Raw genomic sequence first — 20934 nt, forward strand, 5'->3', positions numbered from 1 at the left:
CGTCGCGCTGTACAACGTAAGCCGGACCGAGGGCGGCAGGCGGCTCCGGAAAGCACGGGCGTCGGGGGCGTACAAGCGCCCTCACCAGCGCCGTCGTGGCGGCGTGTCCGAAATGGGCTGTATTGTGTCGGCAGTGTAGAACGGGAGATGTGACGGCCATGGCTACGGATACTCCCCGGCTCCGCGACGCGTCCGCCGCTCCCGTCATGGGCGGCCGGCAGTGACGGGAGCCGGGCCCGCGGAGGACGCCGCGGTGCGCGGCGCCACCCTCGACAAGGCCGTGCACGAGAACTTTCCGGTGGCCCCGTTCTTCCTGCCCCGCGCCTGGCGCGACGACCTCATGGCCCTCTACGGTTTCGCCCGCCTGGTCGACGACATCGGCGACGGCGACCTCGCCCCCGGCGGCCTTGACGCCCGCCACCTGGGCGTCCCGCCCGAGCGCGCCGACGACCGGCTCGCCCTGCTCGACGCCTTCGAGACGGACCTGGGCCGGGTCTTCGACGGCGAACCCCGCCATCCGCTGCTGCGGGCACTCCAGCCCGTGGTGCGCGGGCGTGCGCTCACGCCGGAGCCCTTCCTCGGCCTGATCGCCGCCAATCGCCAGGACCAGACGGTTCGGCGGTACGCGGACTACGCGGAGCTCCTCGCGTACTGCGAACTTTCGGCCAATCCCGTAGGCAGGCTGGTTCTGGCCGTCACCGGTACCTCGTCCCCGGAGCGGATCCGGCTCTCGGACAAGATCTGTACCGCTCTGCAGGTTGTCGAGCATCTGCAGGACGTCGCCGAGGATCTGCGCCGTGACCGGATCTATCTCCCGGCCGACGACATGGCCCGGTTTCGGGTCGCCGAGGCCGACCTGAAAGCGCCCTCGGCCGGGGCCTCGGTGCGCGCGCTCATCGCGTTCGAAGCGGACCGGGCTCGTCAACTCCTGCTTGAAGGTGCCCCCTTGGTGGGTAGCGTGCACGGCAGGCTGCGGCTGCTCCTGGCCGGTTTCGTGGCGGGCGGGCGTGCGGCCCTGCACGCGATCGAGACCGCCGCGTACGACGTACTGCCCGGACCGCCCAAACCCACCAAGGTCCGGCTGCTGCGCGAGGTGGGCGTGATGCTGCGAGGAGAGGGGTGAGGCGAAGCGTGGAGCCGGAGCAACACCTGTCGGCGCCGGTACTCGCCGCGTACCGCTACTGCGAGACGGTGACCGGACAGCAGGCCCGCAACTTCGCCTACGGCATCAGGTTGCTGCCGCCTCCCAAACGGCGCGCCATGTCGGCGCTGTACGCCTTCTCGCGCCGGGTCGACGACATCGGCGACGGCGAGCTGAGCGCCGAGGAGAAGACCCGGCGCCTCGAAGGTACGCGCACCTTGCTGACACGTGTACGCAACCTGGAGGTCGCCGAGGACGACACCGATCCGGTCGCGGTCGCCCTCACCCACACCTCGGCGCACTTCCCGCTGCCCCTCGGCGGTCTCGACGAACTCCTCGACGGCGTACTGATGGACGTGCACGGCCAGACGTACGAGACCTGGGAGGACCTCAGGGTCTACTGCCGCTGTGTGGCCGGGGCCATCGGCCGTCTCTCGCTCGGCATCTTCGGCACCGCGCCCGGCGCCCGCGAATCCGAGCGCGCGCACGCCGCCGAGTACGCCGACACCCTCGGGCTCGCCCTCCAGTTGACGAACATCCTGCGCGACGTGCGCGAGGACGCGGACAACGGGCGCACCTATCTGCCCGCCGACGATCTCGCCAAGTTCGGCTGTTCGGCCGGGTTCCACGGGCCGGTGCCGCCCTCGGGATCCGACTTCGCGGGCCTGGTGCACCACGAAGTGCGCCGCGCCCGCACCCTGTTCGCGGAGGGCTACCGGCTGCTGCCGATGCTGGACCGGCGCAGCGGCGCCTGTGTGGCCGCCATGGCGGGCATCTACCGGCGGCTGCTCGGCCGGATCGAGCGCGACCCCGAGTCCGTACTGCGGGGGAGGGTCTCGCTGCCGGGACGCGAGAAGGCCTACGTCGCGGTGCGCGGACTGACCGGGCTGGACGCCCGCGAGGCCCGCAGCGCCCTGCGGCAGAACGTCGGGAGGCGCGTCTGATGGCGGGTCAGCAAGCGTCGAGCAGCCGTCTTCCGGCCGGGCGGACAATCACCGGGTACCGCACGGCGCCCCCGTCGGCGTCGGCCCGACGCGCTTCGGGCGCGGCGGCGGTGCCCGCATCCGGTACGGCCACGTGGAGGAGCGTATGAGCAGCGCAGGTGCCGACATGGCCGAGGCGGCGCGGGAGACCGGCCGGGCCGGGTCCGTGCTCGTCGTCGGCGGCGGGCTCGCGGGGATCACCGCGGCGCTGTCGCTGGCCGACGCGGGGCTCGACGTCACGCTCGCTGAGGGGCGGCCGCGCCTGGGCGGACTGGCCTTCTCCTTCACCCGCGGGGACCTGGTCGTCGACAACGGGCAGCACGTCTACCTGCGCTGCTGTACCGCGTACCGCTGGTTCCTCGACCGGATCGACGCGACCGCGCTCGCCCCACTCCAGGACCGGCTCGACGTACCCGTCCTTGATGCCTCGCGGGCCGCGCCCGGAGCCCGGCACCACGGACTGCGGCTGGGCCGCCTGCGGCGCGACGCCCTGCCCGTACCGCTCCATCTGGCCCGCGGGCTCGGGACGTATCCGCATCTCTCGCTCGCCGAACGGGCGCGGGCCGGCCGGGCCGCGCTCGCCCTGCGCGCCCTCGACCTCGCCGATCCCGCGCTGGACCGGGCGAACTTCGGGGAGTGGCTCGCCGAGCACGGGCAGTCCGAGCGCGCCGTGCGGGCGCTGTGGAACCTGGTCGGTATCGCGACGCTGAACGCCAGGGCCGAGGACGCCTCGCTGGCTCTGGGCGCGATGGTGTTCAAGACCGGACTGCTCACCGACCCCGGTGGCGCGGACATCGGCTGGGCCCGGGCTCCGCTCGGCGAACTGCACGACCGCCGTGCCGGACAGGCGCTGGACGCGGCGGGTGTCCGCACCCGGCTGCGGGCCAAGGTCGCCGGACTGACCCGGACCGAGGAGGGGCGCTGGAGCGCCGAGGTCGGGGGCGAGCGGATCGAGACCGACGCCGTGGTGCTCGCGGTACCGCAGACGGAGACGCACGCCCTGCTGCCGGACGGAGCGCTGGCCCGGCAGGACGGGCTCCTGGACATCGCCAACGCCCCGATCCTCAATGTGCACGTGGTCTACGACCGCAAGGTGCTGCGGCAGCCCTTCTTCGCGGCGATCGGCTCGCCCGTCCAGTGGGTCTTCGACCGGACCGACTCCTCCGGCCTCGCCGAGGGGCAGTACCTGGCGCTGTCGCAGTCGGCGGCGCAGCGGGAGATCGACCTGCCGGTGGCCGAACTGCGCCGCCGCTATCTGCCGGAGCTCGAAAAGCTGTTGCCCGCGACCCGGGGCGCCGCGGTACGGGATTTCTTCGTCACCCGCGAACACACCGCGACTTTCGCGCCGACTCCGGGCGTCGGCGCGCTGCGTCCCGGCGCGCGGACCAGGCTCCCCGGGCTGTACCTTGCGGGTGCGTGGACCGGCACCGGCTGGCCCGCGACGATGGAGAGCGCGGTACGCAGCGGCGTGGCCGCGGCCGAGGCGGCACTGCTCACACTCGGCCGGCAGCCGCGCGAGCGCCTCTTCGAGGAGGCCGCATGACCAACGGATGTCAGGGGTCGGCCCCCCGCACCACCGCACGAAAGAGGAGAAACTGTGCCCACTGTGCCCTCGGCTGAACCGACTGCCGACGCGGTGGACGTGACCGCGCTCCTGGAGCGTGGCCGGACTCTGGTCACCCCCGTACTCAAGGCCGCCGTGGACAGGCTCGCCTCTCCGATGGACACCGTCGCCGCCTACCACTTCGGCTGGATCGACGCGCACGGCAAGCCCTCCGACGCCGACGGGGGCAAGGCGGTGCGCCCGGCGCTCGCGGTGCTCTCCGCCCAGGCCGCGGGCGCGGCACCGGAGGTGGGCGTGCCCGGCGCGGTGGCCGTCGAACTCGTGCACAACTTCTCCCTGCTCCACGACGACCTGATGGACGGCGACGAGCAGCGCCGCCACCGCGACACGGTCTGGAAGGTGCACGGACCCGCCCAGGCGATCCTCGTCGGGGACGCCCTGCTGGCCCTGGCCGGGGAGATCCTGCTGGAGATCGGCACGGTCGACGCGCTGCGCGCGGCCCGTCGGCTCACCACGGCCACCCGCAGGCTGATCGACGGTCAGGCCCACGACATCTCCTACGAGCACCGGGAGCGGGTCACCGTCGAGGAGTGCCTGCAGATGGAGGGCAACAAGACCGGTGCGCTGCTCGCCTGTGCCAGCTCCATCGGCGCGGTGCTCGGCGGGGCGGACGACCGTACGGCCGACGCCCTGGAGACGTACGGATACCACCTGGGCCTCGCCTTCCAGGCCGTCGACGACCTGCTCGGGATCTGGGGCGACCCGGAGTCGACCGGCAAGCAGACCTGGAGCGATCTGCGCAAGCGCAAGAAGTCGCTGCCGGTGGTGGCCGCGCTCGCCGCGAGCGGCCCGGCCTCCGAGCAGCTCGGCGAACTGCTCGCCGCGGACGCGAAGAGCAACGAGTTCGAGAGCTTCTCGGAGGAGGAGTTCGCGATGCGGGCGGCGCTGATCGAGGAAGCGGGCGGACGGCAGTGGACGTCCGACGAGGCGCGCAGGCAGTACGCCCTGGCCCTCGACGCGCTGGCCACTGTGGACATGCCCTACGAGGTACGTGGGCAGCATGCCGATCTGGCGGACTTCATCGTCGTACGGAAGCGGTGAACGCCCGACCCGTACAGCCTCGTCGGGGGTGAGAGGGCGCACCTCGCGACAAGTCGCCGACCGCGGCCCCGGGGGGCGGGCAACGGCCGACGGCGGACCCAGCAGAAGGAACACTGCACGAAGGGGAAGCCATGACAGCGACGACCGACGGAAGCACGGGAGCCCCGGTTCCCCTGACTGCCGCTTCCGCCACCGGGACCGCACCGGACGACATCGGAGGCCGGGCGAACGAGGCCGCCCGGCGGGCCACCGAGTATCTGCTCTCCCTCCAGGACCCCGAGGGCTGGTGGAAGGGCGACCTCGAGACCAACGTGACGATGGACGCGGAGGACCTGATGCTGCGTCAGTTCCTCGGTATCCGGGACGAGAAGACGACCCGGGCCGCCGCGCAGTTCATCCGGGGCGAGCAGCGCGCGGACGGCGCCTGGGCCACCTTCTACGGCGGGCCCGGTGAACTCTCCGCCACCATCGAGGCGTACGTGGCCCTGCGGCTCGCGGGCGACGCCCCCGAGGCCCCGCACATGGCGAAGGCCTCCGCCTGGATCCGGGAGCGGGGCGGGATCGCCGCGAGCCGGGTGTTCACCCGGGTCTGGCTCGCGCTCTTCGGCTGGTGGAAGTACGAGGACCTGCCCGAACTGCCGCCGGAGCTCATCTACTTCCCGCACTGGCTGCCGCTGAACATCTACGACTTCGGCTGCTGGGCGCGGCAGACCGTGGTGCCGCTGACCGTGGTCTCCGCGCTGCGTCCGGTGCGGCCCGCGCCCTTCGCACTCGACGAACTCCACGTCGATCCCGCCGTCCCGAGACCGGCCAAGCCGCTTGCCCCGATGGGCAGTTGGGAGGGCGCCTTCCAGCGGCTCGACAAGGCCGTACGCGCCTACCGCAAGGTGGCTCCGCGCAGGCTGCGCAGGGCGGCGATGCGTGCGGCGGCGCAGTGGATCGTGGAGCGTCAGGAGAACGACGGCTGCTGGGGCGGCATCCAGCCACCGGCCGTGTACTCGCTGATCGCGCTGCATCTGCTCGGTTACGACCTCGACCACCCGGTCATGCGGGCGGGGCTCAAGGCGCTGGACGAGTTCGCGGTCTGGCGCGAGGACGGGGCCCGGATGATCGAGGCCTGCCAGTCCCCGGTGTGGGACACCTGCCTGGCCACCATCGCCCTCTTCGACGCCGGACTCCCCGCCGACCACCCGCAGTTGGTGAAGGCGGCCGACTGGATGCTCGGCGAGCAGGTGCTGCGGCCCGGCGACTGGTCGCTGCGCAGGCCCGAACTGCCGCCGGGCGGCTGGGCGTTCGAGTTCCACAACGACAACTACCCCGACATCGACGACACCGCGGAGGTCGTCCTCGCGCTGCGCCGGGTCGCGCACCCCGACCCGGAGCGGGTCGAGGGAGCCGTCGCGCGCGGAGTGCGCTGGACCCTGGGCATGCAGTCCAGGAACGGCGCCTGGGGCGCCTTCGACGTGGACAACACCAGCCGGATGCCCAACCGGCTCCCGTTCTGCGACTTCGGCGAGGTCATCGACCCGCCCTCGGCCGATGTCACCGCGCACGTCGTGGAGATGCTGGCCCACGAGGGCAAGGCCGACGATCCGCGCGCCCGCCGCGGCGTGCAGTGGCTGCTGGCCGAACAGGAGCCGAGCGGTGCCTGGTTCGGGCGCTGGGGCGTCAACTACGTCTACGGAACGGGGTCGGTGGTGCCCGCGCTCGTCGCGGCGGGCCTGGCACCCGGACATCCGGCCGTCCGGCGGGCGGTGCGCTGGCTGGAGGCGGTGCAGAACGAGGACGGCGGCTGGGGCGAGGACCTGCGTACCTACCTGCCGGGCGGCGGCCAGGGCGTGGGGGAGTCCACCGCCTCGCAGACCGCCTGGGCACTGCTCGCCCTGCTCGCCGCCGGGGAACGCGAGTCGGCGGCCGCGCGGCGCGGGGTCGGTTTCCTCGTCGACACCCAGCGCGAGGACGGGAGTTGGGACGAGCCCTACTTCACGGGGACCGGCTTCCCGTGGGACTTCTCCATCAACTACCACCTGTACCGGCAGGTGTTCCCGCTGACGGCACTCGGCCGGTACGTGCACGGCGAGCTGTTCACCGGCGCGGGCCGCTGATGGGACGGGCACCGGGGGACAGGGCACCCGAGCCCCCGCCCCTGCTCGTCGCCTGTGCCCTGGGCATCGAGAAGTTCGCGCTGCGCTCCGGGGACCGGGGCAGGTCCTGTCCGCCGCTGACCGTGCTCAAGACCGGCATGGGCCCGGCGGCCGCCGAGCGGGCCGTGCTGTCCACCCTGGCCGAACGGGACATGCGCGAGGCCGCGGTGATCGCCACCGGGTTCTGTGCGGGCCTGGAACCCGGTATGCACCCCGGCGATGTGATCGTGGCGTCCACGACCCGCGGCGCGGGCGGCGCGCTGGCCTGCACCGGCACCGAACTCCTGGTCAAGGAACTGCTCGGGCTGGCCCCCGGGCGCACCGTACACACCGGCGCGCTGCTCGGCACGGATCATGTGGTGCGCGGGAGCGAGCGCGCCGAACTGCGCGCCACGGGCGCCATCGCCGTCGACATGGAGTCGGCGGCCACACTGCGGGCCGCTTCGACGCTGGGGCGCCCGGTCGCCGCCGTACGCGTCGTGGTGGACGCGCCCGAGCACGAACTCGTCCGCATCTCCACCCTGCGCGGTGGCATAACCGCCTTTCGCGTACTGCGTTCCGTACTTCCTGCTTTCTTCGAATGGCACCGTAACTTGCTGCTCCCCCGGAGGTGAGCCCCATGGCCATGCCGCTGCGCCAGTCCGTCAAGGTCGCGACGTATCTGTTCGAACAAAAGCTCCGCAAGCGCGAGAAGTTCCCGCTCATCGTGGAACTCGAACCGCTTTTCGCCTGCAATCTGAAATGCGAGGGCTGCGGAAAGATCCAGCATCCGGCGGGCGTACTGAAACAGCGCATGCCGGTGGCCCAGGCTGTCGGGGCGGTTCTCGAATCGGGTGCGCCGATGGTGTCCATCGCGGGCGGTGAGCCGCTGATGCACCCGCAGATCGACGAAATCGTACGGCAGTTGGTGGCGCGGAAGAAGTTCGTGTTCCTGTGCACCAATGCCCTGCTGCTGCGCAAGAAGCTGGAGAAGTTCACGCCCTCGCCCTATCTCGCCTTCGCCGTGCACATCGACGGACTGCGCGAGCGGCACGACGAGTCGGTGGCGAAGGAAGGGGTCTTCGACGAGGCGGTCGAGGCCATCAAGGAGGCGCAGCGACAGGGCTTCAGGGTCACCACCAACTCCACCTTCTTCAACACCGACACCCCGCAGACCGTTGTCGAGGTGCTGAACTTCCTCAATGACGATCTCAAGGTCGACGAGATGATGATCTCGCCCGCCTACGCCTACGAGAAGGCTCCCGACCAGGAGCACTTCCTGGGTGTCGAGCAGACCAGGGAACTGTTCAAGAAGGCGTTCGCCGGCGGCAATCGTCGCAAGTGGCGGCTCAACCATTCGCCGCTCTTCCTCGATTTCCTCGAGGGCAAGGTCGACTTCCCGTGCACGGCCTGGGCGATCCCCAATTACTCGCTCTTCGGCTGGCAGAGGCCCTGCTATCTGATGAACGACGGGTACGTCACGACCTATCGGGAACTCGTCGAGGACACCGACTGGGACGCGTACGGCCGGGGCAAGGACGAGCGCTGCGACAACTGCATGGCGCACTGCGGCTACGAACCCACCGCCGTACTGGCCACCATGGGCTCGCTGAAGGAATCGCTGCGCGCCGCCCGCGAGACCCTCGCGAGCAGCCGCGACTGATTGAAGGACACCCACGGCCACGTCCGTACGTCCCGCGGGACCGCCCGGCCACCACGGTGGCCGGGCATCCGGCTGCCCGGCCCTTCGCGCCCGGGCGGCGACCGTCGTGAAGGAGCAGGCATGGGCAAGGACTTCGACCTCGGCGCGCTGCTCGCCGCACGCGGGGCCGAACGCTACGAGCTGCACGAGAAGCACCTGAACCACCAGCTTCCGCGCATGCTGCACACCATCGGTTTCGACAAGGTCTACGAACGGGCCGAGGGCGCGCACTTCTGGGACGCCGAGGGAAACGACTACCTCGACATGCTCGCCGGGTTCGGCGTGATGGGCCTCGGCCGCCACCATCCCGTCGTCCGCAAGGCGCTGCACGATGTCCTGGACGCCTCGCTCGCCGACCTCACGCGCTTCGACTGCCCGCCGCTGCCCGGGCTGCTCGCCGAGCGGCTGCTCACCCACAGTCCGCATCTGGACCGGGTGTTCTTCGGCAACAGCGGCACCGAGGCGGTCGAGACCGCGCTGAAGTTCGCCCGGTACGCCACCGGAAGGCCGCGCGTCCTGTACTGCGACCACGCCTTCCACGGGCTCACTACCGGCTCCCTGTCCGTCAACGGCGAAGCGGGCTTCCGCGACGGCTTCGCCCCACTGCTGCCCGACAGTGCCGTCCCGCTCGGCGATCTCGACGCCCTGCGCAGGGAACTGGCGCGCGGCGACGTGGCCGCGCTGATCGTGGAACCCGTACAGGGCAAGGGCGTGCACGCGGCGCCGCCCGGCTATCTGCGGGCGGCGCAGGAACTCCTGCACCGCGGCAAGGCGTTGCTCATCGCCGACGAGGTGCAGACCGGCCTCGGCCGCACCGGGGACTTCTACGCCTACCAGCACGAGGAGGGCGTGGAGCCGGACCTGGTCTGCGTGGCCAAGGCGCTGTCCGGCGGTTATGTGCCGGTGGGCGCGACGCTGGGCAAGGAGTGGATCTTCAAGAAGGTGTACTCCTCGATGGACCGGGTGCTCGTGCACTCGGCGAGCTTCGGCTCGAACGCCCAGGCCATGGCCGCGGGCCTCGCGGTGCTCTCGGTCATGGAGAACGACCAGATCGTCGCCAACGCCCGCGCCACCGGTGACCTGCTGCGCAACCGGCTCGCCGCCCTGGTCGACGAGTACGAGCTGCTGAGCGACGTACGCGGCCGCGGCCTGATGATCGGGATCGAGTTCGGCAGACCGTCCTCGCTGCGGCTGCGCAGCCGCTGGACGATGCTCCAGGCCGCCCGCAAGGGGCTGTTCGCGCAGATGGTGGTGGTGCCCCTGCTGCAGAAGCACCGCATCCTCACCCAGGTCTCCGGCGACCACATGGAGGTGATCAAGCTGATCCCGCCGCTGATCGTCGACGAGGCGGACGTGGACCGGTTCGTCACCGCCTTCCGCGCGGTGATGGACGAGGCGCACAGCGGGGGCGGGCTGATGTGGGACTTCGGCAAGACCCTGGTGAAGCAGGCGGTCTCCGGGCGCTGAGCCGGGGGCGCGTGCGGCGCGGCCGGAAGGCGCGCGCCGCGGCGCGCTCAGTCGAGGAAGCTGTCCCGCAGGCGTTCGCGAGTGGCGGGCGTGAGGCCGAGACCGGTGGTCAGATAGGTCTCGACGTCGCCCCAGGTGTCCTCGATGGTCTCGAAGGCGGCGCCGAGGTAGCTCAGGCGCGCGTCGAACATCGGGCTGAGGAGCTCCATGACCTCGGGGGAGGTGCCGCCGGGGGCGTCGCTGCTGCGCCGGACCTTGTAGCGGCGGTGGGCGGCGTTGGACTTGAGGTAGTCCTCCTCGATGGCGGAGCGCTCCACGCCGAGGGCGAGCAGGGTGATGGCCACCGAGAGCCCGGCCCGGTCCTTGCCCGCCGCGCAGTGCATCAGCGCGGGCAGTCCGCCGTCGGCCATCTCGTGCAGGACGCGGCTGTGCTCGGCGGTGCGCTGCGTCATGATCGTGCGGTACGAGCCGACCATGCGGGCCGCGGCCTTGCCGTCCGCGAGCAGTTCGCGCAGCTGGGCGAGGTCCCCGTCGCGGACCATGGACCAGAACTCGACGCCGGAGGCCGGGTCGGTCAGCGGCAGGTTCAGGTTGCGTACGCCGGGCAGCTCGACGTCCGGACCTTCGAGTGCCTGGTCGCCGGCGTTGCGGAAGTCGAAGACGGTGTGCAGGCCGAGCGAGGTGAGGAAGGCGGTGTCCTCGTCGGTGGCGTGGGCCAGGTGCCCGCTGCGGTACAGCACACCCGGCCTGACGCGCCTGCCGTCCACGGTCGGCAGTCCGCCCACGTCACGGAAGTTCCGTACGCCGGTCAGCTGCGGTTCTGTCGACGGCACCTGCTGCGTCACTGGGGCTCCTCCCGGCGGGCCGCCGACGTGGTTCGCGGGCGGACACGATTTCGACGATACGACACACGTCGCGGCCGTCATCATCGCCGCTGACCGCGTGCGAGGGCCATGTGTGTGCCGTGGTTCATGGCGAAGGCAACACCGCGCGATGCCCGTATTGCCCGAAATGGCATCTGATTTCCAAGTGGCCCCGGAATAAAGTCTCCTGGCCTTGATGCGAGTGAGCGGGATCATATTCGTGACGGTCGGTGGCGGCGGCCGGTTTCGCACCCTCAAGCGCGGCAAGGATTTCCGAGTGGCCGGAAGATCGAGATTCCACGGAGTGTGACCGCTGAATTCTCCGAGGGATCAAGAAAGGAATGTGGGTGGGAATTCCCGGCTTGTCGTCCGTATTCCGGTTCGCTTAACGTCGCGCTCAATCCGGACGGACGCCTAATCCTGCCGCCGCCCGGAATCCGCACTCACCTAAGAATCGGCAGGAGCGGGGAAACCACAGGTAGTAGGCCGGGTCCCGAGTGGACCGGCTAGGGGTGAAGTCGTGCCGTATCACGGCCGGGCATCTCCAGCCCGAACCCGACAGCTCACCTCGCAGGCGCCGGAGAGGAATCCGCCATGCCTGCAAAGGGCAAGCACCGCCGTCCCACCTCGCGTCGCCTGCTGCGTACGCTCGCCGTCGCCTCCACGGGCGGCGCGGCACTCGCGCTCCCGCTGATCGGCGCCACCGGCGCCCACGCGGCCGCCGCGCAGGGCGCCGACGTCAAGCAGAAGAGCGTCACCAAGGCCGCCGAGAAGCCGAAGAAGAAGGCCAAGAAGGCCCCCGAGACCTACACCGTGGTTCCGGGCGACCACCTGTCGAAGATCGCCCAGGAGCAGCACGTCAGCGGCGGCTGGAAGAAGCTGTACGCCGACAACCGCGAGGCCATCGGCTCCGACCCCGCGCTGATCCGCCCGGGCCTGAAGCTGACCCTCGGCGCCAAGGCCGAGAAGCCTCAGGCCCCGAAGAAGCAGGCCGCGCCCAAGAAGGAAGCCCCGAAGAAGCAGGCCAAGGCCGCGCCCGCCGCCACGGGTTGGACGCTGCCCGTCGCCGGCTCCGTCGGCACGCCGTACCACCAGTCCGGCAGCATGTGGTCCAGCGGTTACCACACTGGTGTCGACTTCGCGGTGCCGACCGGGACCAGCCTGAAGGCCGTCGGCCCGGCGACCGTCGTGTCGGCCGGTCCGGGCGGTGCCTACGGCAACCAGGTCGTGCTCCAGCTCGAGGACGGCCGCTACGCCCAGTACGCGCACCTCTCCCAGATCTCCGTCTCGGCCGGTCAGAGCGTGAGCGGCGGCCAGGAGATCGGCCTGTCCGGCGCGACCGGCAATGTCACCGGGCCGCACCTGCACTTCGAGATCCGCACCGGCCCGGACTACGGTTCCGACATCGACCCGCTGGGCTATCTGCGTGCCCACGGTGTGACCATCTGAGTCAATCCGGCACCAACCCGCGAGGGCGTCTGAACGAAAGCGCGCGGACGCCGTCGCCGGGCCGAACCGGAACGCGGTAAACGATCAGGGCCGCGACGTACCAAAGGGTGCGTCGCGGCCCTGATGTGTCGTCCGACACCCCTTCGGCTATTCCGAGTTGGCGGAAATTTTCCTGGTGGCGTATCTCACGAGCCGTCAAGCCCTTATTACGGTGGCGTAGGTCACGCGTGGAGGTGAAAAATACGCTGACGTGGCAGCAGAGTCGACATCTTCCTCACGTGACGAAATCAGGTCCTACGCTGCGATCGGCGACAGCTTCACCGAAGGCGTGGGCGACCCGGGCCCCGGCGGTTCCTGTCTCGGCTGGGCCGACCGGCTGGCAGTCCTGCTCGACGACCGAGTCCCCGAACACAGCTTCCGCTACGCGAATCTCGCGGTACGCGGGAAACTCCTCGACCAGATCGTCGCGGACCAGGTGCCGCGTGCCAGGGAACTCGCTCCCGATCTGGTCACCATCTGCGCGGGCGGCAACGACATGATCGGCCCCGGTACCGACCCCGACGAGGTCGCCGAACGATTCGAGGCGGCCGTCGCGGCTCTCGTCCCCGCCGTCGGCTCCGTGGTCATCGCGACCGGATTCGACACCCGCGGCGTACCGGTGCTCCGGCACCTGCGGGGCAAGATCGCCACGTACAACGGACATGTGCGCGCGGTCGCCGACCGCTATCACTGCCGGGTTCTCGACCTGTGGTCCTTCAAGTCCGTCCAGGACCGCAGGGCTTGGGACGCCGACCGGCTGCACCTGTCCCCGGAGGGGCACACCCGGGTGGCGCTCAAGGCGGCCCAGCTTCTCGGCATCGAGGTGCCCGCCGACCCGGACCAGCCCTGGCCCCCGCTGCCGCCGCGTTCCTCCCTGGAGGGCAGACGCGACGACATCCAGTGGGCCCGCGAGTACCTGGTCCCGTGGATCGGCCGACGGCTGCGCGGTGAGTCCAGCGGCGACCACGCGGCGGCCAAGCGCCCGGACCTGCTGCCGCTCTGACGTCGTGTCACCCGGGGTGGGCTGGGCCCATGGCCCCGGGTGACGGAGCGGTGTGCGCACCGTCCGACGGACGTACGGCGCGAGATCACGGCGCGACACGCGCCCGAATTACGGCGCGACATGCGGCCGACCTACCGTGCGATGTACGGCTGGTCGGCCGGGGCGAGCCCTGGGTCAGCCCAGATCCGCCGCGAGGGGCGGGGCCGGAGTGGGCACGCCCGCCAGGGCGTTCTTCGGCGTGGCGGGCACCGTGCGCAACGCCGCCCGGTCGACGCCGAGTTCACGGGTGAGGGCGTCGTCGAGCCAGTCGTGCACCTTGTGGCGGGCGATGGTGTGGCCGTAGGCGGTCATCTGTACGACCAGGCCGTCCAGGAAGGCGGTCAGGCGCAGTACGGTGTGCTCCGGGTCGGGGCAGGCGAACTCGCCCGCGGCGACGCCCTCTCGCAGGACCTCGCGCATCGCCGACCGCCACTGCCGGTCCGCGTCCCGTGTCACCTCGCGCAGCGCCTCGTGCCGTCGGCCGAACGCCCAGCCCTCCAGCCACAGCCGCCAGTTCTTCGCGCCGCCGGTGGGCGCGTACCAGCGCAGCGCCGCGCGCAGTCGGCGCAGGGCGGTGGTGCGGCGGCCCAGCAGCTTGCGCAGGTGGGCGGTGTCGCTGTGGACGGCGTGGGTGAAGGCGCCGCAGACCAGTTGTTCCTTGGTCGAGAAGTGGTAGAGCACCAGGGCGTTGCTCACCCCGAGGGCCGCGGCCACGTCCTGCACGCGGACAGCGCTCACTCCGCGCGAGGCGATCTGCTGCACCGCGGCGCGCAGCAGCTCTTCGCGCCGCTCCTCGACGCTCAACCGGACCGTTGCCACCTGCTCACCCTACACAGCTGACGGACGCGCGTTGATCCGCTTGACAGGGCGCTGCGCAGGGGTAGTTGAGGCTTGTGATCCGTGAGGCGGGCGGTGCCGGTGAGCGCCCGTTCGGTACGGGTGCCGCCCGGGTCCTGGGTGGTTGTGCCGACTGTCCGGGCGCGGTGCGTTGCCGCGGCCGTGGTCGGGTGTCTCAGTGGCCGCCCGCCGTCGGTGCGTCCCGCAGGTCGCAGGTCTCCTTGAAACCCTGGCTCACCAGGCCCAGGGCCAGATTGAGGCGCGAGCGCATGTTCTCCACGGCGACCACCGCGGTCAGGTCCACGAAGGCGGCCTCGCCGAGGCGGGTGCGGAGGCGGTCGGCCAGTTCGTCGTCCACGGTGACCGGCGTGGTGGTCATGGCCTCGGCGTACGCCATGACGTCCCGCTCGGTCGGCGAGTAGACGCCGCTCTCCCGCCACCCGGGCACCGCGCGCAGCTTCTCGGCGGACATGCCGCGCTCGCGGTTCTCCCAGTAGCCGAAGTCCATGCACCAGGAGCAGTCCAGACGGGTGGCGGCCGCCAGCACCGCGAGGGCGGAGAGGTCGCGGTCGAGAGCGTGCCACTTGGTCACGCCCTGCTCCATCCGGAAGTAGGTCCGCAGTACGCGAGGGCTGTGCGCGAGGGCCTTCCCGGGGTCCAGGACTTTGCCGAAGCTGCGTTTCGAGTACCACTCGATGAAACGGAACAGTGGGGTCCGAGGGGGATCGAGCGAAATGCGGGCCATGACGGCGCCTCCTGTGCGTGCCGCGCTCCCACCCGGGTAAGACAGAGCGGGCGACGCGGACTGTGGCATCCGGTGTCGGTGTGGTGACGCACATAATGGAGTGTTCGAACCGAACCCCACCTGGAGGATTCGTGTCCGGTTCCCGTTCCCTGCGCACCGGGATCCGCTCCCTGCGATCCGCCGCCTTCGGCGCGGACCCGGTCGGCGAGCGACTGCGGCGCATACAGGCCTCGCCCAATTTCTCCGCCGGTTCCTTCCGAAACGCCCAGGTCACGCGCAGTGGCCCCACCGGATCGACGGGCGCCCTCCTGAAGCGGTACCTGAACAAGGCGGAGCGCGTCCGCCGGGCCCCGGCCGGTGCCGTTCCGCTGTACGGCAGCGCCGCCGCCGAACTGATCGCGCCACCCGCCTCCGGGCTGCGGCTCACCTGGACGGGCCACTCCAGCGTCCTCGCCGAGATTGACGGCGGTCGGGTGCTCTTCGACCCGGTCTGGGGCGAGCGCTGCTCACCGTTCGGCTTCATCGGCCCGCGCCGACTGCACCCCGTGCCGCTGCCGCTCGTCGATCTGGGCCCGGTGGACGTGGTGGTCATCTCGCACGACCACTACGACCACCTCGACATGCCCACGATCAAGAAGCTGGCCGGGACCCGAACCGTGTTCGCCGTACCGCTCGGCGTCGGCGCCCATCTGGAGCGCTGGGGCGTCCCGGCCGACCGGATCCACGAACTCGACTGGCACGAACAGACCCGTATCGCCGGTCTGACCTTCACCGCGACCCCGGCCCGGCACTTCTGCGGCCGGGGAGTGCGCAACCCGCAGCACGCCCTGTGGGCGTCCTGGGTGGTGCGGGGCGGCGAGCACCGCGTCTTCCACAGCGGTGACACCGGCTACTTCGACGGTTTCGCGGACATCGGCGCGGAGCACGGCCCGTTCGACGCGACCATGATCCAGGTCGGCGCGTACAGCGAATTCTGGCCGGATGTGCACATGACGCCCGAGCAGGGCGTACGCAGCCACCTGGACCTCCAGGGCGGTCGGCCCGAGGGGCGGCTGCTGCCCATCCACTGGGCGACCTTCAACCTCGCCCCGCACCCCTGGGCGGAGCCGGGCGAGGGCATGGTGGCCGCCGCCGGCGGGGCAGGTGTGCGGCTCGCGCTGCCCCGGCCGGGGCAGCCCTTCGAGCCCGACTCCGACCGGGTGCCCGAGCTGCCCTGGTGGCGGGCGGTCGCGGTGGGGGCCACCCCCGACACCGGGACGGCCGACACCGGGACGGCCGAAACCGGGGCGTCCGACGGGGGCGGCGAGGTGCGGGCGGAGCATCTCGCTCACTGAGGCGCCACCGCGCGACGAAACGACAGGGAAGGGCGGTCCCCTCGCGGGGCCGCCCTTCCGTCGTTGGTCGAGAGCCCCGGAGCATCGCCCGTTTGTACGAACTCTCATACCAGAGTGGGACGTTGGGCGCCGGAGTTTGTCAACTCCCCATCAAGGGCCCGGAAAGGGCAACTACCGTGAGTGGCCGCTGCGCGACGCACCGGTACGACGGCTCCCGTACGGGGCCATGCCGCACACCGGCCGTACGCATCGTGTGGCGCGCCCGCATCCCCCCGGCCCCAAGGGACTTGGGGCCCTCCCCAGAGGACGCCGATGTCTCAACTTCGCGCACCGGCCGCCCGCGCGGACCGCCGTGAGGGCGGCCGCCACGGACGGCCCGCCCGCCGCAGCGCACCGGCGCTGCCGGAGACCTGCATACGAGCCCGGCTGCTCCGCCTGGCGCTGTTTCCGGCGACCGCGGTGGCGCTGTGCGCGCTCGCGGCGCTGATCGCCGCGCACGCCACGGCCCCCTGGCGGTGGGCGGTCCTCGCGGCGACGGGCCTCCTCGCCCTGGCCGCCGTCACCGGCGGTGCCGTCGCCGCGCACCGCGCGGCCCGCCACCTGCACGACCGGATAGCGCTGCTGCGCCGCACCACCGCACGCGGCCAGGCCGAAGTGCGCGCCCTGGTCGAGGTACTGGCCCGCGGCGAGGAGCCGCCCGAGCGCCGCACCCCGGACACCTCCGCGCCCGAGGGCGACAGCTTCGACCTGCTCGCCGGGGAGGTGAACCGGGCCCACGAGGCGGCGGTCGCGGCCGTGGTCCGGGTCTCCCGGCTGCCCGGCCGCACCGGCAGCGAACAGAAGCTGGAGGTCTTCGTCAGCCTGGCCCGGCGGCTCCAGTCCCTGGTGCACCGCGAGATCGCCATCCTCGACGAGCTGGAGAACGAGGTCGAGGACCCCGACCTGCTCAAGGGCCTCTTCCACGTGGACCACCTGGCGACCCGTATCCGGCGGCACGCGGAGAACCTGGCCGTGCTCGGCGGGGCGATGTCGCGCCGCCAGTGGAGCAGCCCGGTCAGTGTCACCGAGGTGCTGCGGTCGGCGGTCGCCGAGGTGGAGCAGTACGCACGGGTGAAACTGGTGCCGCCGATCCAGGGCGCGGTACGCGGGCACGCGGTGGCCGACGTCATCCATCTGCTCGCCGAACTCGTGGAGAACGCGACCGTGTTCTCGGCGCCGAAGACCGAGGTGCTGCTGCGGGTGAACCCCGTCGCCGCAGGGCTCGCCGTCGAGGTCGAGGACCGGGGCCTGGGCATGCCGGTCACCGAGCAGAACCGGATGAACACCCTGCTGGCCGACCCGGGCCGGGTGAACGTCGCCTCGATGCTCCAGGACGGCCGTATCGGACTGTTCGTCGTCTCCCAGCTCGCCCGCAGACACGGCATCACGGTGCGCCTCCAAGCGAACATCTACGGGGGAGTGCAGGCCGTACTGGTACTGCCGCAGGCACTCGTCGGCACACCGGAGGAGGAACGTGCCGCCCTCGGCCAGCCGACTCCGGCACACGGGACTCCCACCCACGCGATCGGCACCCACGGCACCCCGGCACCCGGCACCCCGGCACACGGGACGCCCGCCCAGGGCACGCCCGCCTACGGCACTCCCGGGCACGGCACCCCCGCGCAGAGCACACCCGCCCCTCGGGCAACTCCCGCCCAGGGCACGCCCGTACCCGCGCTCCCGGCCACCGCCCGCGCCTCGCAGCAGACCCCGGCCCACGCGAACCCGACGCCCACTCCGGCCCACGGGATTCCCACGCCCGCGCACGGCACCCCTGCCCCGGCCCACGGCATCCCCACACCCGCACGCGGCGCCCACGACCCCACACCCGCCCACGGCACTCCTGTCCCCGCCGCCCGTTCCGGTGCCCAACTGCCCGCCGGGCAGCCGCAGTCCATGTTGCAGATGGGCGGTTCGGAGCCGGGCATCGCGCGTGCCGGGGCGCGGATCGCGAGCGCCCAGGCGGGGAGCTCCACGCCCCGCGAGCCCCGGCCCGAGCGGCCCGCCGCCCCGCTCTCGGGCGTGCCCTCCGAGCGTCCCCCGAAGCTGCCCCGGCGCCGCGCCCAGCAGAGCCTCGCACCGCAGCTCAAGGAAGCACCGGCCGCGCGCCGCGAGGAGACCGGGCCGCTGGCGGTGCACGACCCCGGACTGATGGCCGCGTTCCGGCGCGGGGTGCAGCGGGCCGAGGCCCAGTCGCCGTCGGCTCGTGCGGCCACGAGCACGACCGGGCAGGAACCGTCGCGACTGTCCGGCACACCCACACCTCTGCCCTCCGATCCGCGGCCGGGCGCGGACGCCCGCCCGGCACCGGAATCCGCACCGGAATCCGCACCGGAATCCGCACCGGGCACCGCTCCGAACCGCCACCCCGCCCCCGCCCTGCCCCGGCGCGAACCCGCCCGGCCCCGCTCGTCGGCCGACGCGGGCGTGGCCCCCGGCGGGAGCGGAGGCGCGGGATGACCACAAGCACCGGGGCCCCAGGGCCCGTACCACCCCGTTCTCCGAGGAGTCGAACCACCACCATGCCGAGCGATACCACCTCCGGCCGCAGCGCCGATCTCGACTGGCTGCTCAGCGGCCTCGTACAGCGGGTGCCGGACACCCGCAGCGCCGTACTGCTGTCCTCCGACGGCCTGGTGAAGTCGCTGCACGGCCTGGAGCCGGACAGCGCCGACCACTTGGCCGCGCTCGCCTCCGGGCTGCACTCGCTCGGCCGCAGCGCCGGGGTGCGGTTCGGGGACGGCGGCCAGGTGCGTCAGGTCGTCGTCGAACTCGACACCACGCTGCTGTTCGTCACCACCGCGGGTTCCGGCACCTGTCTCGCGGTACTGGCCGGGCGCGAGGCGGACGCGGCGGTCCTGGGCTACGAGATGGCGACGCTGGTGAAGAGCGTGCGGCCGTATCTGGCCACCACGCCCCGGCACGCCGTCCCGCGACCCGGTACGCCGGGGCAGTGAGCGTGGCCAGAGTGCAGGACGGACCGTGGCGCGATGCCGCGGCCGGGCGGCTCGTGCGCCCCTACACGATCAGCAACGGCCGTACCCGGCCCAGTACGGCGCTGGACCTGCTCTCGCAGGTCATGGTGACCGGCTCCACGCCGCTCGGCTATCTCGGTCCCGAACACGCGCAGGCGCTGCACCTGTGCGAGGCACCCGTCTCGGTCGCCGAGATCGCCGCCCATCTGCGGCTGCCCGCGGCCGTCACCAAGGTGCTGCTCTCCGACCTCGTCGACTGCGGCGCCCTCACCACCAAACCCCCCGCACATCACCACACCCCGACCGACCGGTCCCTCCTGGAGGCGGTGCTCGATGGACTACGACGCCAGCTCTGACCCGTTCCCCACCGCGCTGAAGGTCCTCGTGGCGGGCGGATTCGGGGTCGGCAAGACGACCTTCGTCGGCGCCGTCAGCGAGATCGCACCGCTGTCCACCGAGGAACTCCTCACCAGCGCGAGCGAGGCGACCGACAGCCTGGACGGAGTCGAGAACAAGCAGGAGACCACCGTCGCGATGGACTTCGGCCGGATCTGCCTGGACCCGGGACATGTGCTCTACCTGTTCGGTACGCCGGGCCAGGAGCGGTTCTGGTTCATGTGGGACGAGCTGTGCACGGGCGCGCTGGGCGCCGTGGTGCTCGCCGACACCCGGCGCCTGGAGGACTGCTTCGCCGCGGTGGACTTCTTCGAGGAACGGGGTCTCGGCTTCGTGGTCGCGGTCAACGAGTTCGACGGCGGGCACCGCTACGACCCCGAGGAGGTGCGGGCGGCCATCGACCTGGACCCGGCCGTCCCCGTGGTGTGCTGCGACGCCCGTATCTCCAGCTCGGCGGTGCACACCCTGGTTGTCCTCGTACGGCATCTGCTGGACCACGCACCGGCGGCCGCGCCCAGCGAAGGCGTGCGGTCGTGACCGGGGCGACGGCCGGGCGGCTGCTGCTCACCCCGGTGGACGGGCAGGCCGCCCGCCGGGCGCGGCGGCTGCGGGAGCTGGGCCTGCTCGAACGTGCCGACCCGCGCTTCGACCGGTTCGCCGAGCGGCTCGCCCGCACCAGCTCGGCGCCCTGGTCGATGGTCACGTTCATGGACGAGAAGCGGCAGTTCCTCGCCGGACTGCACTGGCCGAGCGCCCAGGCTCTCGCGGACGAAAGCCTGGATCCCTTCGCCCGGCGCTCGCTGCGCCGCGACCACGGCTACTGCCCGCATGTGGTGGCCCGGCGCCGGGCCCTCGCCCTGGACGACGTACGCGAGTATCCGCGCTTCGCCCAGAACCCGGTGGTGGACGGCTACGGCGTACGCGCCTATCTCGGCGCCCCGCTCCTGGACGGATCGGGTCTGGTGCTCGGCACGGTCTGCGCCCTGGACATCGCCCCGCGCCGCTGGGGCCGTACCGGCCTTGAATCGATCAAGGAGATGGCGGAGGAGCTGGCCAGCCAGACCCTCCGCCCGGAGTGCGCAATCTGAGCGAGCGGCCCGCAACTCCCGCTGTCGGGGCGGGTGTTGCGGGCCC

At 71.8% G+C, this 20934-nt stretch carries 19 protein-coding genes and 1 riboswitch; of the genes, 16 read left to right on the forward strand and 3 right to left on the reverse strand.

Annotated features, from left to right (window positions below; all coding sequences use genetic code 11):
• Nucleotides 1–220 precede the first annotated feature (220 nt).
• The 8 genes from hpnC (at nt 221) to HUT18_RS31385 (ending at nt 10081) form a co-directional block, all read left to right on the forward strand.
• A complete protein-coding gene (hpnC, locus tag HUT18_RS31350) occupies nt 221–1123 on the forward strand; it encodes a squalene synthase HpnC (protein WP_176103881.1) in 903 nt (300 codons plus the stop codon).
• On the forward strand, nt 1120–2085 hold the full coding sequence (hpnD, locus tag HUT18_RS31355) for a presqualene diphosphate synthase HpnD (RefSeq protein WP_176103882.1): 966 nt from the start codon (nt 1120–1122) through the stop codon (nt 2083–2085). Before hpnC ends, hpnD begins: the two co-directional genes overlap by 4 nt.
• Nucleotides 2086–2251: 166 nt before the next feature.
• Nucleotides 2252–3667, forward strand: coding sequence for a hydroxysqualene dehydroxylase HpnE (gene hpnE, locus HUT18_RS31360; protein WP_254879122.1), 1416 nt, complete (start codon nt 2252–2254; stop codon nt 3665–3667).
• 54 nt (nt 3668–3721) lie between these two features.
• Nucleotides 3722–4789, forward strand: a complete 1068-nt coding sequence (locus HUT18_RS31365; RefSeq protein ID WP_176103884.1) for a polyprenyl synthetase family protein — start codon at nt 3722–3724, stop codon at nt 4787–4789.
• A 131-nt stretch (nt 4790–4920) separates the two neighbouring features.
• A complete protein-coding gene (gene shc / locus HUT18_RS31370; protein ID WP_176103885.1) occupies nt 4921–6894 on the forward strand; it encodes a squalene--hopene cyclase in 1974 nt (657 codons plus the stop codon).
• Nucleotides 6894–7547: a 1-hydroxy-2-methyl-2-butenyl 4-diphosphate reductase gene (locus HUT18_RS31375; protein WP_176103886.1), complete on the forward strand. Its 654-nt coding sequence runs from the start codon at nt 6894–6896 to the stop codon at nt 7545–7547. The genes shc and HUT18_RS31375 overlap by 1 nt, the downstream gene beginning before the upstream one ends.
• A gap of 5 nt (nt 7548–7552) precedes the next feature.
• Complete coding sequence (hpnH, locus tag HUT18_RS31380; protein ID WP_176103887.1) at nt 7553–8575, forward strand: adenosyl-hopene transferase HpnH; 1023 nt, start codon at nt 7553–7555, stop codon at nt 8573–8575.
• 120 nt (nt 8576–8695) lie between these two features.
• Nucleotides 8696–10081, forward strand: a complete 1386-nt coding sequence (locus HUT18_RS31385; protein ID WP_176103888.1) for an aspartate aminotransferase family protein — start codon at nt 8696–8698, stop codon at nt 10079–10081.
• 47 nt (nt 10082–10128) lie between these two features.
• Here the strand turns inward: HUT18_RS31385 and HUT18_RS31390 are convergent, their stop codons facing one another.
• The gene (locus tag HUT18_RS31390; RefSeq protein ID WP_176103889.1) at nt 10129–10926 is read right to left on the reverse strand and encodes a tyrosine-protein phosphatase; all 798 of its coding nucleotides are present in this window, start codon (nt 10924–10926) and stop codon (nt 10129–10131) included.
• A gap of 452 nt (nt 10927–11378) precedes the next feature.
• A riboswitch (cyclic di-AMP (ydaO/yuaA leader) is annotated at nt 11379–11534 on the forward strand.
• A gap of 4 nt (nt 11535–11538) precedes the next feature.
• Between HUT18_RS31390 and HUT18_RS31395 the strand changes: the two genes are divergently transcribed.
• Together HUT18_RS31395 and HUT18_RS31400 are read left to right on the forward strand one after the other, a co-directional pair.
• Complete coding sequence (locus tag HUT18_RS31395; protein WP_176103890.1) at nt 11539–12393, forward strand: LysM peptidoglycan-binding domain-containing M23 family metallopeptidase; 855 nt, start codon at nt 11539–11541, stop codon at nt 12391–12393.
• Between the two features lie 250 nt (nt 12394–12643).
• Nucleotides 12644–13435, forward strand: a complete 792-nt coding sequence (locus tag HUT18_RS31400) for an SGNH/GDSL hydrolase family protein (RefSeq protein WP_176103891.1) — start codon at nt 12644–12646, stop codon at nt 13433–13435.
• A gap of 174 nt (nt 13436–13609) precedes the next feature.
• Here the strand turns inward: HUT18_RS31400 and HUT18_RS31405 are convergent, their stop codons facing one another.
• Nucleotides 13610–14293: a TetR/AcrR family transcriptional regulator gene (locus tag HUT18_RS31405; protein WP_176103892.1), complete on the reverse strand. Its 684-nt coding sequence runs from the start codon at nt 14291–14293 to the stop codon at nt 13610–13612.
• A 193-nt stretch (nt 14294–14486) separates the two neighbouring features.
• Complete coding sequence (locus HUT18_RS31410; protein WP_176103893.1) at nt 14487–15056, reverse strand: carboxymuconolactone decarboxylase family protein; 570 nt, start codon at nt 15054–15056, stop codon at nt 14487–14489.
• Nucleotides 15057–15187: 131 nt separating this feature from the next.
• Here HUT18_RS31410 and HUT18_RS31415 point away from each other — a divergent pair, with 131 nt between their 5' ends.
• The 6 genes from HUT18_RS31415 to HUT18_RS31440 all read left to right on the forward strand — a co-directional run bounded on the left by HUT18_RS31415 (nt 15188) and on the right by HUT18_RS31440 (nt 20888).
• Entirely contained in the window at nt 15188–16390 is a 1203-nt protein-coding gene (locus HUT18_RS31415) for an MBL fold metallo-hydrolase (RefSeq protein ID WP_176103894.1), read from the forward strand.
• Nucleotides 16391–16702: 312 nt separating this feature from the next.
• A complete protein-coding gene (locus HUT18_RS31420; RefSeq protein WP_176103895.1) occupies nt 16703–18889 on the forward strand; it encodes a sensor histidine kinase KdpD in 2187 nt (728 codons plus the stop codon).
• A 62-nt stretch (nt 18890–18951) separates the two neighbouring features.
• Nucleotides 18952–19386 (forward strand): roadblock/LC7 domain-containing protein, encoded by a 435-nt coding sequence (locus HUT18_RS31425; RefSeq protein ID WP_176103896.1) that lies wholly within the window; start codon nt 18952–18954, stop codon nt 19384–19386.
• 2 nt (nt 19387–19388) lie between these two features.
• Nucleotides 19389–19760, forward strand: coding sequence for a DUF742 domain-containing protein (locus HUT18_RS31430; RefSeq protein ID WP_176104918.1), 372 nt, complete (start codon nt 19389–19391; stop codon nt 19758–19760).
• Nucleotides 19738–20337, forward strand: a complete 600-nt coding sequence (locus HUT18_RS31435) for an ATP/GTP-binding protein (protein ID WP_176103897.1) — start codon at nt 19738–19740, stop codon at nt 20335–20337. The genes HUT18_RS31430 and HUT18_RS31435 overlap by 23 nt, the downstream gene beginning before the upstream one ends.
• Nucleotides 20334–20888, forward strand: a complete 555-nt coding sequence (locus HUT18_RS31440; RefSeq protein ID WP_176103898.1) for a GAF domain-containing protein — start codon at nt 20334–20336, stop codon at nt 20886–20888. Before HUT18_RS31435 ends, HUT18_RS31440 begins: the two co-directional genes overlap by 4 nt.
• The last annotated feature ends 46 nt before the right edge of the window (nt 20889–20934 follow it).

Source organism: Streptomyces sp. NA04227 (assembly GCF_013364195.1).
Taxonomy (GTDB): domain Bacteria; phylum Actinomycetota; class Actinomycetes; order Streptomycetales; family Streptomycetaceae; genus Streptomyces.

What these genes read in the sequence shown, in the direction of transcription:
- HUT18_RS31395 (WP_176103890.1), top strand. Translation starts at nt 11,539, where the DNA reads ATGCCTGCAAAGGGCAAGCACCGCCGTCCCACCTCGCGTCGCCTGCTG.
- shc (WP_176103885.1), top strand. Translation starts at nt 4,921, where the DNA reads ATGACAGCGACGACCGACGGAAGCACGGGAGCCCCGGTTCCCCTGACT.
- HUT18_RS31375 (WP_176103886.1), top strand. Translation starts at nt 6,894, where the DNA reads ATGGGACGGGCACCGGGGGACAGGGCACCCGAGCCCCCGCCCCTGCTC.
- HUT18_RS31425 (WP_176103896.1), top strand. Translation starts at nt 18,952, where the DNA reads ATGCCGAGCGATACCACCTCCGGCCGCAGCGCCGATCTCGACTGGCTG.
- hpnE (WP_254879122.1), top strand. Translation starts at nt 2,252, where the DNA reads ATGGCCGAGGCGGCGCGGGAGACCGGCCGGGCCGGGTCCGTGCTCGTC.
- HUT18_RS31435 (WP_176103897.1), top strand. Translation starts at nt 19,738, where the DNA reads ATGGACTACGACGCCAGCTCTGACCCGTTCCCCACCGCGCTGAAGGTC.
- HUT18_RS31410 (WP_176103893.1), bottom strand. Translation starts at nt 15,056, where the DNA reads ATGGCCCGCATTTCGCTCGATCCCCCTCGGACCCCACTGTTCCGTTTC.
- HUT18_RS31420 (WP_176103895.1), top strand. Translation starts at nt 16,703, where the DNA reads ATGTCTCAACTTCGCGCACCGGCCGCCCGCGCGGACCGCCGTGAGGGC.
- hpnH (WP_176103887.1), top strand. Translation starts at nt 7,553, where the DNA reads ATGGCCATGCCGCTGCGCCAGTCCGTCAAGGTCGCGACGTATCTGTTC.
- HUT18_RS31385 (WP_176103888.1), top strand. Translation starts at nt 8,696, where the DNA reads ATGGGCAAGGACTTCGACCTCGGCGCGCTGCTCGCCGCACGCGGGGCC.